The sequence below is a fragment of the Microbacterium fluvii genome, from assembly GCF_025515205.1.
GTDB lineage: Bacteria > Actinomycetota > Actinomycetes > Actinomycetales > Microbacteriaceae > Microbacterium > Microbacterium fluvii.
The window spans coordinates 179,259-194,031 of the sequence record NZ_JAOPFX010000003.1; the positions used below are offsets into that span (position 1 = coordinate 179,259).

Here is a 14,773-nt window from a genome sequence, read left to right on the forward strand (position 1 = left end):
CACCCCTTGACAAGGAGCAGTCCCATGGCAACGAGTCCGGCATCCGAGATCATCGACAAGATCGGAGGGGCGGGCAACGTTGCGAGCCTGACCCACTGCGCGACGCGGCTGAGATTCCAGCTGCACGACGGCGACAAGGTCGACAAGGCGGGGATGGAGGCGATCCCCGGCGTCATGGGCGCCGTGCCGCAGGCCGGCGACCGCTTCCAGGTCGTCATCGGCGGCGGCGTGCAGAACGTCTACAACGACATCATGGCGCTGCCGCAGATGTCGGGCGGTGCCGCCGCCGCGTCCGCAGAAGAGAGCCTCGACGACATCAAGAAGCGCGAGCGCGAGAAGGGCGTTCGGGGCAAGGTCGCCTGGATCGACACGCTGTTCGAGTTCCTCTCCGACTCGTTCCGCCCGATCCTGGGGGCGCTGCTGGGCGCGTCGTTCTTCATCACGTTCATGGCGCTGATGGCGACCCTCGACGTCATCCCCGACTGGAACGCTCCGGGCGTGACGCTGGACCCCTCGTGGGCGTTCGTGAACCTGATGTGGCAGTGCGTGTTCGTCTTCCTGCCGCTGATGGTCGCCTACAACGCCTCGGCCAAGATCGGGGCCGACCCGTGGGTGGGCTTCGCGATCATGGCGGTGCTGATGCTGCCCGGCTTCACGGCCCTCGGCGCCGACGTCGACAAGACGCCGCTGTTCGGCTTCGATGCCGCGCAGGTCGCGATCGTGGACATCTGGGGCATCCCGATGCCGATCGCCGACTACTCGTCGCAGGTGTTCCCGCCGCTGCTGATGGCGGCCGTGCTCGGCCCGCTCTACAAGCTGCTGCGCAAGATCATCACCCCGAACCTGCAGCTGATCTTCGTGCCGTTCTTCGCGATGCTCATCATGATCCCGCTGACGGCCTTCCTCATCGGCCCGATCGGCGTCTACGTCGGTGCGGGTCTCGCCCAGCTGCTGTCGGCGATCAACACGTGGTCGCCGTTCATCTTCGCGATCGTCATTCCGCTGGCCTACCCGTTCATGGTGCCGCTGGGCCTGCACTGGCCGATCAACGCGATCATGCTGCTGAACATCCAGACCCTCGGCTACGACTTCATCCAGGGCCCGATGGGCGCGTGGAACTTCGCGTGCTTCGGTGCGACGGCAGGTGTCCTGATCCTCGCCTACCGCCACCGCGACACTCAGATGAAGCAGACCGCGACGGGTGCCCTGGCGGCGGGTCTGCTCGGCGGCATCTCCGAGCCGTCCCTTTACGGCATCCATCTGCGCTTCAAGCGCATCTATCCGCGGATGCTGGTGGGCTGCTTCGTCGGCGGTCTGACGATCGGCCTCGGCAGCCTCCTGCTCGGACTCGAGCACGGCGTCACGACGCAGGCGTTCGTGTTCACGTCGCTGCTGACGATCCCCGCGTTCTCGCCGATCGGGCTCTACGCGATCGCCGTGGCGATCGCCTTCGTCACCGCCATGCTGCTCGTGCTGTTCTCGAACTTCCGCACGCCCGAGCAGCAGGCGGCGTTCGAGGCCGAGCGCGATGCGGCCGAAGCCGCCGCGGGCGGTGCGCACCACCGCGGGGCGGCGGCAGCATCCGCCCCCGCCGCGAGCGTCGCCGCACCGGCGGCCGCAGGAGCGACGGCTGCCGCGGCTGCCGCGCCGGCGACGGCCACCGCCGTCATGGAGGTCGGCGAGCTCGTGCAGCTGATGTCGCCGCTCGACGGCACGGCCGTCGCGATCAGCGAAGTGCCCGACCCCGTCTTCGCCGGGGGCGTGATGGGCCCGGGCGTCGCGATCGAGCCGAGCGGCACGACCGTGGTCTCGCCCGGCGTCGGCACCGTCGTCGCAGCGCAGCCCACCGGCCACGCCTTCGGCCTGCAGCTCGACAACGGCGTGGAGCTGCTGATCCACGTCGGCATCGACACCGTCAACCTCAAGGGCGAAGGGTTCGACGTCAAGGTGAAAAACGGCGACCGCGTCGAGGTCGGCACGGAGCTCGTGACCTTCGACCGCGCCGTGATCGAGAAGGCGGGATATCCGCTGATCACGCCGGTCATCGTGCTCAACGCCGACCAGTTCGACACCGTCGACCCGGTCGCGCTCGGCCCGGTAAAGGCGGGCGACCCGCTGCTCGACATCCAGACCAAGGCGTGACGCAGGGTTCTTCGGGCGACTCCCCGGCGGCGGTGTTCTTCGCCTCCGCCGGGGAGTTCCGCGCGTGGCTCGAGCGGAACCACGCGACGGCGACCGAGGTGTGGACCGGCTTCTACCGGGTCGGCGACCCGCGCCGAGGGCTGACGTGGGAAGACGCCGTGCTCGAGGCGCTCTGCTTCGGGTGGATCGACTCGACCAGCCGCCGCATCGACGACGACGCCAGGGCGCAGCGCTGGTCGCCGCGCAAGCCCGCGTCGAACTGGAGCGAGATCAACATCGCCCACGTCGAACGGCTGCGGGCCGAGGGGCGCATGCATCCGGCCGGGCTCGCCGCCTACGAGCGGCGCCGAGCCGACCGCATCGGCGTGTACTCGCACGAGCAGCGCAACGAGCTCACGGTCGACGAACTCGCCGTGATCTCGGCGTCGCCCGCGGCCGCGGCCTTCTGGCAGGCGGCGACCCCCGGGTACCGCCGCGCCGTCGCCAACTGGGTGCAGTCGGCCAAGCGCGAGCAGACCCGCGCCGACCGGCTCGCGACCCTCGTCGCCGACAGCGCCGCCGGGCGCCTCGTGCCGTTCCAGCGCTACGGCGAGCCGCCGGCCTGGCTCGCCCGTGCCGCGGCGGCGGCTGCTGCTGCCGCTGCCGGCTGAGCGCCCGCCAGGTGGCGGATGCTGGGGCGCGAGCCCCAGGGATCAGCTGCGGTGGGCGGCGTAGTACTCGAGCAGCGCCTTTGTCGAGGCGTCCTGCGACTCGAGCGCGGCGGCATCGCCCTCCAGCGCGGGGGCGATCTGCAGGGCGAGCTGCTTGCCGAGTTCGACGCCCCACTGGTCGAACGAGTTGATGCCCCAGATCGTGCCCTGGGTGAAGGTGATGTGCTCGTACAGCGCGATCAGCTGCCCCAGCACCGACGGGGTCAGCGCGGGAGCGAAGATCGACGTGGTCGGGCGGTTGCCGGGGAAGGTGCGGGCGGCCACGAGCGCGCCGGTCGAGCCTTCGGCCTCCACCTCTTCGGCGGTCTTGCCGAAGGCGAGGGCCTTCGTCTGCGCGAGGAAGTTCGCCAGGAAAAGACCGTGCACGTCGCGCCCGCCGTCTTCGAGCGGGTAGGCGGGGGTGGCGAAGCCGATGAAGTCGGCCGGGATCAGCCGGGTTCCCTGGTGGATCAGCTGATAGAACGCGTGCTGGCCGTTCGTGCCCGGCTCGCCCCAGAAGATCTCACCCGTGTCGGTCGTGACGGCCGACCCGTCCCACCGCACGCGCTTGCCGTTGGACTCCATCGTCAGCTGCTGCAGGTATGCCGCGAAGCGCGACAGCTGCTGCGCGTAGGGCAGCACGGCGTGCGACTGCGCACCGAGGAAGTTCGTGTACCAGACGTTGAGCAGCCCCATCAGCACCGGCACGTTCTGAGCGAGCGGGGTCGTGGCCACGTGCTCGTCCACGGCGTGGAAGCCGGCGAGCAGCTCGCGGAACGCGTCGGGTCCGAGCTCGATCATGAGCGAGAGTCCGATGGCGGAGTCGACGGAGTAGCGGCCGCCCACCCAGTCCCAGAAGCCGAACGCGTTGGTCGGGTCGATGCCGAAGGCGGCGACCTTGTCGAGCGCCGTCGAGACCGCCACGAAGTGGTGGGCGACGGCATCCGTCTTGGCCGCCTCCGAGCCGTCGATCGCACCGGCAGCGGTCAGCCCCGCCCACAGCCAGTCGCGGGCGAGCCGCGCGTTGGTGAGCGTCTCGAGGGTTGTGAAGGTCTTCGACGCGACGACGACCAGGGTCGTCTCGGGGTCGAGGTCCTTCGTCTTGTGCGCGAGGTCGAACGGGTCGATGTTCGAGACGAAGCGCGCCTGTATGCCGGCGGTGGCATACGGCTCGAGCGCCGCCGAGATCATGGCGGGGCCGAGGTCGGAGCCGCCGATGCCGATGTTGACGACGGTCTCGACGCGCTTGCCGGTGACGCCCACCCACTCGCCCGAGCGCACGCGCTGCGCGAACGCCGACATGGCCTCGAGCACCTGCTGCACGTCGTGGTCGACATCCTGCCCGTCGACCACGAGCCCGGGCTGAGCTCCCGGCGGGCGCCGCAGCGCCGTGTGCAGCACCGCGCGGTCTTCGCTCGTGTTGAGGTGCTCGCCGCTCAGCATCGCGGCGTACCGCTCGGCGACCCCGGTCTGCTCGGCCAGCGCCACGAGAGAGGCGAGGATGCCGTCGTCGACCAGGTTCTTCGACAGGTCGACGTGCAGGTCGGCGAGGTCGAACGTGAGGCGTCGCACCCGGTCGGGGTCGGCGGCGAACCAGCCGCGCAGGTCGGGGGCGAACCCGTCGGCGTGAGCGGTGAGCTCGGACCAGGCGGGGGTGGCGGTGGCGTCGATGGGAGTGGTCACGTGCACCAACCTAGCCACCCACGCGCGCCTCCGCGCCCCTCTCGATTACGGTCACGACGCGCCGCGAGCACCCATCGACCGCACGGCGCGTCGCGACCGTAACCGGGTTGGGGGAGGATGGGGAAGGTGAGCGCGCCCGACATCAGACTCATCGCCGCCGACATGGACGGCACGCTGCTGCTGCCGGGGGGCCGCATCCCCGACCGGCTCTGGGCGCTGCTGCGCCGCCTCGACGAGCGCGGCATCGCGTTCGCTCCGGCCAGCGGCCGCCAGCTCGCGACGCTGCAGTCGATGTTCGCGGGCGTCGACGGCGAGCTCGACTACATCGCCGAGAACGGCGCGTACGTCGTCCGCGGCGACGAGGAGGTGTCGTCGGATGCGATGGACCAGAGCGTCGTCGCGGCCGTGGTCGGCCGCATCCGCTCGCTCGTCCAAGACGGCGAGCTGCGCGCCGGACTCGTGATCTGCGGCAAGCGCTCGGCTCACATCGAGAGCACAGAGCCCGACTTCGTCGCCGAGGTCGAGAGGTACTACGCGAAGCTCTCGACCACCGACGATCTGCTCGCCGTCGACGATCAGGTGCTCAAGCTCGCGGTCTACGACTTCGACGGGGGAGAGGCGCACACCGCCCCCGCGTTCGCCGACTTCGAGAAGACGCATCAGGTGGTCGTGTCGGGCGCCCACTGGGTCGACATCATGAACGCGACCGTGAACAAGGGCGTCGCACTGCAGAACCTCCAGCGGGCCCTGGGCATCACGCCGGCTCAGACGATGGCGTTCGGCGACTACCTCAACGACGTCGAGCTGCTGAAGTCCGCCGACTGGTCGTACGCCATGGACAACGCCCACCCCGACGTGCAGGCCGTCGCCCGCCACCGAGCGCCCTCGAACGCCGACGAGGGCGTCATCGAGGTCATCGAGCAGTTGCTCGACCTTCGCCCCTGAGCCCCTCACTCCCTCCGCGAGTTGGCAGCTGTTGCCGCTGCCGCCCCCCTGCATGCGGCAGAAGGTGCCAAGTCGCGGGGCGGGAAACGGGCGTAGCGTGGAGAGCATGCTGACGATCCCCACCATCGAACTCAACGACGGCACGGCCTTTCCCGAGCTGGGCCTGGGCACCTACAACCTCCGCGGCGAGGAGGGCATCGCCTCCGTCGTCGCCGCGATCGAGGGCGGCTACCGGCTGCTCGACACCGCCGTGAACTACGAGAACGAGCGCGAGGTCGGCGAGGCCGTGCGCCGCAGCGGTCTCGACCGCGACGAGCTGATCGTGGCCACCAAGATCCCCGGCCGCATGCACGGCTTCGACGAGGCCATCGAGAGCACCAACGGGTCGCTGAAGACGCTCGGTCTCGACCGCATCGACCTCTCGCTCATCCACTGGCCCAACCCCCGCCACGACAAGTACGTCGACACGTGGCGCGGCATGATCGAGCTGCGCGAGCAGGGCAAGGTGCGCTCGATCGGCGTCTCGAACTTCACCGAGCGGATGCTGACGCGCCTCGTCGACGAGACGGGTGTGACCCCCGCCGTCAACCAGGTCGAGCTGCACCCGTACTTCCCGCAGCAGGCGCTGCGGGCCTTCCACGACGCGCACGGCATCCGCACCGAGAGCTGGAGCCCGCTCGCGCGGCGGAGCGAACTGCTCACCGAGCAGGTGCTGCACGAGATCGCCGCCGTGCACGGTGTGACACCCACCCAGGTCGTGCTGCGCTGGCACGTCGAGCTGGGCTCGACGCCGATCCCGAAGTCGGCAGACCCCGAGCGCCAGCACGAGAACGCCGACGTGTTCGGCTTCGCGCTGACGCCCGAGCAGATCGCCGCGATCTCGGGCCTCGAGCGCGGTCGGCTGTGGGACGGCGACCCCGACACCCACGAGGAGATGTAGGGGCCGCCGACCCGGCTCAGTCGCCCTTCACGTTCACGAGCTGGCGCAGGGTGTGCCGCACCTCGACGAGGTCGGCAGCGTCTGCCATCACGCGATCGATCGGCTTGTATGCCTGCGGGATCTCGTCGATGAACGCGTCGGTGTCGCGGAACTCGATGCCCGCCATCGCGGCGCGCAGCTGGTCGTGGGTGAAGGTGCGGCGCGCGGCCGACCTCGAGTACTCCCGCCCGGCGCCGTGCGGCGACGAGTCGAGCGAGAGCGGGTGGCCCCGCCCCGACACGACGTACGACGCCGTGCCCATCGACCCGGGGATCAGCCCGGGACGACCAGCATCCGCCTTGATCGCGCCCTTGCGCGAGACCCACACCTCCTTTCCGAAGTGCTTCTCGCGCTCGGTGAAGTTGTGGTGGCAGTTGATGCGCTCGAGCTCTTCGACCTCGGCGCCCATCGCCTCCGACAGCTGTCGGGACACGCGGTCCATCATCTCCTCGCGGTTGAGCAGGGCGAAGTGCTGCGCCCACCGCAGTTCGGCGATGTACCGATCGAACTCCTCGGTGCCCTCCACGAGGTAGGCGAGGTCGCGGTCGGGCAGATCGATCCACCACTGCGTCGCCGCGCGCTGCGCGACGCCGATGTGGTGCGTGGCGATCTTGTTGCCGACCCCTCGCGAGCCCGAGTGCAGGAACATCCACACCGCGTCGTTCTCGTCGGCCGAGATCTCGATGAAGTGGTTGCCAGAGCCGAGCGAGCCCACCTGCAGCCGCCAGTGCGGGGCGTACCGGCCGGGATCGAACCCTGCCTCACGGGCGAGCTCCTCCAGCTCGGCCACGCGCGGCTCGGCGGTGGCGACGACCTTGCGGTTGTCGCGCCCCGCCGACAGCGGCACGGCGCGCTCGATCTGCTCGCGCAGAGCCGTGAGGTCGCGCGCGAGCAGCTGGTCGCGGGTGAACGGGGTGCGCACGGCGATCATGCCGCAGCCGATGTCGACACCGACGGCGGCGGGGATGATGGCGCCGAGCGTCGGGATGACCGACCCGACGGTCGCCCCCTTCCCGAGGTGGGCATCGGGCATGAGGGCCAGATGCGGGTAGATGAACGGCATGCGCGATGACGTGCGGGCCTGCTCGACGGTCTTCTCGTCGATGATGCTGGCCCATGACAGCAGCCGATCGGAGAGCTTCTCCATGTTTCCTTTCCTTGCGTGGCGGCCGGGAGGCTCGCCGTGCAGGAGGGTGACACGGAAAACGCCCCGGACCTTGACGGTGCGGGGCGTCGACAGTGGCGGTGTCAGACGGCTCGCGCCGGAGGGTACGACTCGTAGCGGAACTGGGGCTTGCCCGATTCCGCTGGCGTCAGATTGCTCTGGTGCGCCATCGTCGTCTCCTCCGGTGGATGCTGCATCGGTCGACGCAGCCTTGCGACTGTACCGGTGGCGGGTGCGGTCGTCAACCGGCGTAGCGTGAAGTCATGCCCACGCGCTTCGACTCCCTCGACGACTACCTGGCCCTCCCTCGGATCGAAGGGCTCGCGCTCTCGCCCGACGGCACGCGGGCCGTGCTCACGATCGCGACGCTGAAGAAGGACGGCACCGGGTTCGACCGGTCGCTGTGGCAGGTGCCCGCCGACGGCGCGGAGGGTGCCGTGCGCCTCACCCGCTCCGCCAAGGGCGAATCGGCGCCCGCCTTCACGGCCGACGGTGACGTGCTGTTCGTCTCGGCCCGCCCCGACGCGGAGGCCGAAGAATCCGACGACACCGCGGGACAGCTGTGGATGCTGCCCGCCACCGGCGGCGAGGCGCGACCGGTCACGCGGCTCGCCGGCGGCGTGGGGTCGATCGCGGCGGTCGCCACCGCATCCGCCCGGCTCGTGATCGGGGCCGACCTGCTGCCGAGCGCCGCCACGCTCGAAGACGACGCGAAGCTGCGCGCGGACCGCAAGACGCACAAGGTCGCCGCGATCCTGCACGAGACCTACCCGGTGCGGTACTGGGACCATGACCTCGGCCCCGCCGAGCCGCACCTGCTGGGCGTCGACCTCGAAGGACTGAGCGACACCCTCGGCGCCGTGCGCGACGAAGCGGCGACCGACGACACCGGCGACACCGCGGCCCCCACCCCCTACCCGCTTAACCTGCCGCGGCCGCGCGACCTCACGCCCGCGCCCGGACGCTCGGCCGACGCCGCGGGGGTCGCGATCACCCCCGACGGGGCGACCGTCGTCGCCGCGCTGCGGGTGCCGGTCGGCGCCGACGCGCGCTATCGACTGGTGTCGATCGACGTCGCCACCGGCGCGCACACCGTGCTCTTCGACGAGCCCGACACCGACTTCGAGGCCCCGGTCGTCAGCAGCGACGGCACCAGGGTCGCCTTCGTGCGCTCCGTCAAGCCGACTCCTGCCGGCCCGACGCAGCAGGAGCTGTGGATCGCCGCGATCGACGGGACGGATGCCGCCCGCCTCGCCCCCGCCTGGGACCGCTGGCCGACGAGCCTCACCTTCGACTCCGACGATGCCGCGCTGATCGTCACGGCAGACCAGGACGGCCGTGGCCCGATCTTCCTGGTGCCTCTGGACGGCGGCGAGCCGGCGCAGCTCACGCATGACGACTTCGCCTACTCCGACGTGCGAGTCGATCGCACGACGGGCGACCTCGTCGCACTGCGCTCGTCGTGGATGGCCCCTGCCCACGCTGTGCGCATCGCGCGCTCGGGCGGGATCACGCCGCTCGCAGCACCCGTCGCCCTCCCCGAGGTGCCGGCGACGATGGTCGACGTCGAGGCGACGGCCCCCGACGGCGCGCGCGTGCGCGGCTGGCTCATGCTGCCCCCCGGGGCCTCGGCCGCCGCGCCGGCGCCGCTGCTGCTGTGGATCCACGGCGGACCTCTGAGCTCGTGGAACGCGTGGAGCTGGCGGTGGAACCCTCAGCTGGCGGTCGCCCGCGGCTATGCCGTGCTGCTGCCCGATCCTGCCCTGTCGACCGGCTACGGGCTGGAGTTCATCGCCCGCGGCTGGAACGCGTGGGGAGCAGCGCCCTACACCGACCTCATGGCGATCACCGACGCCGTCGTCGCGCGCGACGATGTCGACGAGTCCCGCACGGCGGCGATGGGCGGCTCGTTCGGAGGCTACATGGCCAACTGGATGGCCGGGCACACCGACCGGTTCGACGCGATCGTCACACACGCGAGCCTGTGGGCCCTCGACCAGTTCGCCGGCACCACCGATCTCACGAGCTACTGGACGTCGATCTTCACGCCCGAGGCGATGGTCGAGAACTCTCCGCACCGCTTCGTCGACAGCATCCGCACCCCCATGCTCGTCGTGCACGGCGACCGCGACTACCGCGTGCCGATCGGGGAGGGGCTGCGGCTGTGGTCCGAGCTGAACACGACCTTCGCCGCCGACGACGGGTCGACGGTGCACCGCTACCTGTACTTCCCCGACGAGAACCACTGGGTGCTGAAGCCGCAGCACGCCGTCGTCTGGTACGAGACCGTGTTCGCCTTCCTCGCGCAGCACGTGCTCGGCGGGGAGTGGGTGCGCCCCGACCGCCTCGGCTGACCGCCGCGCGCGGCTAGGCGACGTGCGTGATCTCGCAGTCGCTGCCGCGCGACATCAGAGCCTGGTGGCCGTCGTCGAAGCGCACCACGAGCAGCTGCGCCTCCGGCGTGCCGCGCACCTCGATGACCTCGCCGCTGCGGTTGCCCGCTCCGACCGTTCGTCCGTGGATCGTCACACGATCGCCGACGCTGGCCTGCATGTCGATCACCCCCTCATCGCCACGATACGACGGGCGGATGCCGGTGGGTAGAGGCCGCGCGCGGGCGCGGGTCAGAGCTTCGCGCCGTCGTCGTAGGGGTCGTCCAGACCAGGCGTCTTGCCGCGCCACGACTCGTAGGCGATGAGCCATCCGATCGAGATCACCACGGCGATCGCGAGCCCCAGCCACACGTTCTGCAGGATGAGCCCGAGCACGACGCCGAGCACGAGCAGCACGACGGTTCCGGCCAGCCAGCCGACTCGGCCCTTGGGCCAGCCGCTGTGAGCGTCGGGGGAGGTCATGCGATCAGCCTATGCGGTGGGCGCGTCGTCGCGTCCTGGCGTGGCCGACTCGCGGATGTTGCGTATCCTCGCTGTCGTGGACGCCACCGACGAACTCATCCTCGATCTTCTCCGTGTCGACGGTCGCGCGTCGTATGGGCGCATCGGCGGCGAGGTCGGGCTCTCGGCATCCGCGGTGAAGCGTCGAGTCGACCGGCTCGTGGCCACCGGCGTGATCGAGTCGTTCAGCGTGCGCACCGGCGCCGCGCACCGCCCCGACCGCATCGAGGCCTACGTCGAGATCTACTGCTCGGGCACGGTCAGCCCGCAGGTGCTGCGGGAACTGCTCGAACAGGTTCCCGAGGTGCAGAACGCCAGCACGATCAGCGGGCAGGCCGACGCCATCGTGCACATGGTCGCCCCGACGATCGCACGGCTCGAGGCCGCGATCGAGCGCATCCGCGAAGCGCCGAACGTCGATCACACGGTGAGCGCGATCGTGCTCACGCCCGTCCTCCGGCGGGATTGATTCGCTTCAGGGGCGCGCAGGATATCCGCGTCGATTTCCGCTCAAGCGCATAATTCTTGCGTCAGGCGTTACTTCTCGCAGCAACCGTGCGTTGAGATCCGGTAACACGGCGGAAACGTTCCGGAGATCACCCCTTCACACGCAACTCATACCATCCGATCAGCGCACACATATGTGCGTCACCGTCCCCCACGGAGTCCGACAGTTCCATCACGTGTGTCCGCGGGGCGGTTAAGCACCGCCGACGATGAATGGAGACACGTGTCCACTCCACGACACACCATCACCGCCGTAGCTACCGGTGCGGCGCTCCTCGCGGGGTTCGTCGTCGCACCACCGGCATCCGCAGCAGCGGACACCGTGAGCGCGGCCTCACTGGGGATCGAGTTCCCCGACAGCTATCCCGTGCAGCCCGAACTGCGCGAGTGGCCAGACAACCCCGCTGACGCGTCGATCGCCCGAGGTGCGATCCCCTACGACGAGATCGCGCCCAAGCTCAACGACTGGATGGACGAGACCGACATCCTCTCCACGCAGGTCGTGGGGCAGTCGGCGAACGGCTACGACATCTACCTCGTGACCGTCACCGCTCCGGAGACGGCGGCAGAGACCGCCCAGCAGGAGACGTGGCGCGACGAGGTCAAGTACAACGCCGCGGCCGCCTCGCGCGACGACGAGCTGCTGGCGGGGTACAAGGACCCGATCTGGTTCAACGGCAACATCCACGGCAACGAGTGGGAGGGCACCGACGCGTCACTGGACTACATCGAGTACCTGATCGAGAACGAGAACACCTCGTCGGTCAAGGCGATGCTCGACCAGTACCGCATGTACTTCACGGTGACCAACAACCCCGACGGCCGCATCCTCGGTCAGCGCCCGAACGGGATGAACCTCGACCTCAACCGCGACTTCGTCACGAACGTCACGCCCGAGACGACGCTCATCCGCGACCTGACCGCGCTCATCCAGCCCATCTTCTTCATCGACCTGCACGGCTACACCAACGTGCTGCAGATCGAGCCCTGTGGACCGCCGCACGGTGAGAACTACGACTACGACCTGTTCATCGGCCACGCGTACGCCGCGGCGCTGAAGATCGAGGAAGACGTCGTGGATGCTGCCATCCCCGGCAACACCTACCGCGACAAGGTGACAGGTGCCACCAGCACCACCCTCACCGACACGAGCGGCATCATCATCCCGTTCCGCGACACCCCGTCGGGATGGGACGACTGGCCCCCCGTGTTCACCGCGCAGTACGTGGCCTACCAGGGCGCGATCTCGTACACCGCGGAGCTGCCGCTCGGACGCACGAGCAACGCGACGACGAGCGCCTTCAACTCGGCGGTCGACACGAAGGTCGGCTTCCAGGTGATCGATTCGACGATGGACTACATCGTCGAGAACGATGACGAGATCCTGAAGAACCAGATCGAGATCTTCCGACGCGGCGCCGCGGGCGAGCCCCTGCGCACGATCGACGCCGGTCTGGACGCCTCGACGATCACCGGACCCACCGAGTGGGTCGAGCTCTGGGACCAGGGCGACGCCAACGGCCACGACCAGGAGTCGGTCGCGACGTTCCCCCGCGGCTACGTCATCCCCTCGGGTGACGCGCAGCGATCGGACTCCGATGCGGCGTACCTCGTCGACTTCCTGCTCAGTCATGGTGTGCAGGTGTCGGTCGCGAAGGACGACTTCACCGCAGAGGGCGTGGACTACGAAGCGGGCAGCTACATCGTCGACATGCACCAGCCGCTGCGCGGTCTGGCCAACGCGCTGCTGGCGGCCGGCTCGGACATCTCGGCGTGGGTGCCGTCGATGTACGACATCTCCGCGTGGAGCCACGGCTACCTGTGGGGCGCGACGGTCACGCCCATCGGCTCGACCGAAGACGCGAACCTGCCCGTGGCGACCTCGGGCGTGACGGCTGCGGCCGACACCTCGTCGCTTCCCGCGGCCGGCTCCTACCTCACCTTCGAGCTCGACGGCGTCGACGACTTCGCCGGGCTGAACGCCCTGCTGGCCGACGACGTGCCAGCGAGCATGGTGGGCACGAACACGGTTGTGATCGGCAACGACACCGCGAGCTACGAGGCGGCGGCAGAGGTCGCCGACGAGTACGGCGTCGCCTTCGAGGCGACCACCGGGCTCGAGCTGGCCGGTGACGACGTGAAGCCGCTCGACGAGCTGCAGATCGCCTACACCGGAACGCAGGACGACCTGCAGTCGCTCAAGCAGCTCGGCTTCGCCGCCGATCAGCTCACCCTCGTCACGGCAGCCACGCTGCAGTCGGGGGCGACGACCCTCGACGGTGCCGACGTGCTGTGGCTCGGATCGGCGCTGGCCCCCAGCTCGTCGTCGCAGCCGGTCGCCTACGCCCAGGTGCAGAGCTTCGTGGCCGCGGGCAAGGGCACGGTCGGCCGTGGCACGGGGGCGGCGACGTTCGCCAACACGTGGTACGACGCCAAGTCGACCACCGTCAGCGGCAACAGCTCGGGCAACGGCGTCGTGCACCTCGACACCGTCTCGGACGGCGTGCTGGGCGAGCTCGACACCGAGTACGGGTTCGTCTACCCGGCGTACTCGTTCGCACTCGACGCGACCGGTCACGGCACGGTGGAGCAGACCTACGGTGAGGGCAACCCGCTCATCTCGGGCCACTGGCGCCAGACCACCTCGACGAACGGACCGACCGCTGCGGCCGGTCGTGCGTCGGCCTTCTCGGCGACGCTCGACTCGGGCGCCAAGGCGATGGTGTTCGGCACGTCGGTGTTCTTCCGGGCGCACCCGCGCGGGCACTTCTCCGAGGCGGCGACGGCACTCTACTGGACTGCCAAGCCTGCCACCGACGACGTGCTCACGGCACCGGTGGCCACCGAGACGACCCTCTCGCTGAGCTCCGCAGAAGCCGTCTACGGTGCTCCGGCGACGGCTACCGTCAAGGTCGCAGCCGCCGGCAACCCCAGCCGCAAGGGAACGGTGTCGATCCTCGACGGCACCGAGACCATCGCGACCGTGACGGTCAACTCCTACGGCAACGGCAAGGTCACCCTGCCGGCCGACCTCGCGGTGGGTGCGCACGCGCTCTCCGCGGTGTTCACTCCGCAGGAGGGCTCGGCACTGGCCGTGTCGACCAGCGCCGCGGTCGACTACACCGTGACGAAGGCCGCCTCGACGGTGTCGGTCACGACCAAGGGCGCAGCCTACGGTCGTGCCTCGACGGCCACGGCCGTCGTCACCGGTCCGGACGGAGGGGCGACCGGCAAGGTCACCTTCACCGTCGACGGACGCTCGGCGGGTTCGGCGACCATCTCCGGAGGCACGGCGAAGGTCTCGCTCCCGGTGTCGCTGACGGTCGGCACCCACAAGGTCGTCGCGACCTACGCGGGCGACGCCGTGACCAGCGGCGCGTCGTCTTCGACGGTCTCGGTGAAGGTCACCAAGGCGTCGACGACCTCGTCGCTCAAGGTGGCCTCGACGCTCAAGCGATCGGGCGCCAAGGCGACGGTGACGGTCAAGGTGCCCGGTGCGGCGTCGTCGATCGCGCCCAGCGGCAAGATCACCGTGCGCGTGAACGGGAAGGCCGTCAAGACCTTCACCCTCAGCGCGGCCGACAAGGGCAGCAAGACGTTCACGCTGCCGAAGTTCGCGAAGACGGGCACGGCGAAGATCACGGTCACCTACGGCGGCAGCTCGAACCTGTCGTCGTCGGTCTCCCCCACCAAGACCGTGAAGGTGCGCGGCTGACCCCCTGAGTCGCGCACACGGACGACCCCGTCGGGCATCTGCTCGGCGGGGTCG

Annotated in this window: 11 protein-coding genes; 7 read left to right on the forward strand and 4 right to left on the reverse strand. The window is 69.7% G+C overall.

Features of this window, described 5'->3' with window-relative positions:
• Window positions 1–24: 24 nt before the first annotated feature.
• Window positions 25–2,142: a glucose PTS transporter subunit IIA gene (locus OAW74_RS12095; protein WP_262874634.1), complete on the forward strand. Its 2,118-nt coding sequence runs from the start codon at window positions 25–27 to the stop codon at window positions 2,140–2,142.
• Entirely contained in the window at window positions 2,139–2,792 is a 654-nt protein-coding gene (locus tag OAW74_RS12100; RefSeq protein ID WP_262874635.1) for a YdeI/OmpD-associated family protein, read from the forward strand. The genes OAW74_RS12095 and OAW74_RS12100 overlap by 4 nt, the downstream gene beginning before the upstream one ends.
• A gap of 42 nt (window positions 2,793–2,834) precedes the next feature.
• Here OAW74_RS12100 and pgi read toward each other — a convergent pair whose 3' ends face one another.
• Window positions 2,835–4,514: a glucose-6-phosphate isomerase gene (pgi, locus tag OAW74_RS12105; protein WP_262874636.1), complete on the reverse strand. Its 1,680-nt coding sequence runs from the start codon at window positions 4,512–4,514 to the stop codon at window positions 2,835–2,837.
• A 126-nt stretch (window positions 4,515–4,640) separates the two neighbouring features.
• On the opposite strand from pgi, the gene OAW74_RS12110 reads away from it, so the two are divergent.
• Together OAW74_RS12110 and OAW74_RS12115 are read left to right on the forward strand one after the other, a co-directional pair.
• Window positions 4,641–5,459, forward strand: a complete 819-nt coding sequence (locus tag OAW74_RS12110; RefSeq protein WP_262874637.1) for a Cof-type HAD-IIB family hydrolase — start codon at window positions 4,641–4,643, stop codon at window positions 5,457–5,459.
• Window positions 5,460–5,565: 106 nt separating this feature from the next.
• Complete coding sequence (locus tag OAW74_RS12115; RefSeq protein WP_262874638.1) at window positions 5,566–6,399, forward strand: aldo/keto reductase; 834 nt, start codon at window positions 5,566–5,568, stop codon at window positions 6,397–6,399.
• A 16-nt stretch (window positions 6,400–6,415) separates the two neighbouring features.
• Here the strand turns inward: OAW74_RS12115 and OAW74_RS12120 are convergent, their stop codons facing one another.
• The gene (locus OAW74_RS12120) at window positions 6,416–7,585 is read right to left on the reverse strand and encodes an RtcB family protein (protein ID WP_262874639.1); all 1,170 of its coding nucleotides are present in this window, start codon (window positions 7,583–7,585) and stop codon (window positions 6,416–6,418) included.
• Window positions 7,586–7,866: 281 nt separating this feature from the next.
• Here OAW74_RS12120 and OAW74_RS12125 point away from each other — a divergent pair, with 281 nt between their 5' ends.
• Window positions 7,867–9,957, forward strand: coding sequence for a S9 family peptidase (locus OAW74_RS12125; protein ID WP_262874640.1), 2,091 nt, complete (start codon window positions 7,867–7,869; stop codon window positions 9,955–9,957).
• Between the two features lie 13 nt (window positions 9,958–9,970).
• Here the strand turns inward: OAW74_RS12125 and OAW74_RS12130 are convergent, their stop codons facing one another.
• Together OAW74_RS12130 and OAW74_RS12135 are read right to left on the reverse strand one after the other, a co-directional pair.
• Window positions 9,971–10,156 (reverse strand): DUF1918 domain-containing protein, encoded by a 186-nt coding sequence (locus OAW74_RS12130; RefSeq protein WP_262874955.1) that lies wholly within the window; start codon window positions 10,154–10,156, stop codon window positions 9,971–9,973.
• A 71-nt stretch (window positions 10,157–10,227) separates the two neighbouring features.
• Window positions 10,228–10,458 carry a hypothetical protein gene (locus OAW74_RS12135; protein ID WP_262874641.1) on the reverse strand — a complete coding sequence of 77 codons (231 nt, stop codon included), beginning with the start codon at window positions 10,456–10,458 and terminating at the stop codon, window positions 10,228–10,230.
• Between the two features lie 76 nt (window positions 10,459–10,534).
• On the opposite strand from OAW74_RS12135, the gene OAW74_RS12140 reads away from it, so the two are divergent.
• Both OAW74_RS12140 and OAW74_RS12145 read left to right on the forward strand, forming a co-directional pair.
• Window positions 10,535–10,966, forward strand: a complete 432-nt coding sequence (locus tag OAW74_RS12140; protein WP_262874642.1) for an Lrp/AsnC family transcriptional regulator — start codon at window positions 10,535–10,537, stop codon at window positions 10,964–10,966.
• A 261-nt stretch (window positions 10,967–11,227) separates the two neighbouring features.
• Window positions 11,228–14,719: a M14 family metallopeptidase gene (locus OAW74_RS12145; protein ID WP_262874643.1), complete on the forward strand. Its 3,492-nt coding sequence runs from the start codon at window positions 11,228–11,230 to the stop codon at window positions 14,717–14,719.
• Window positions 14,720–14,773: the final 54 nt, after the last annotated feature.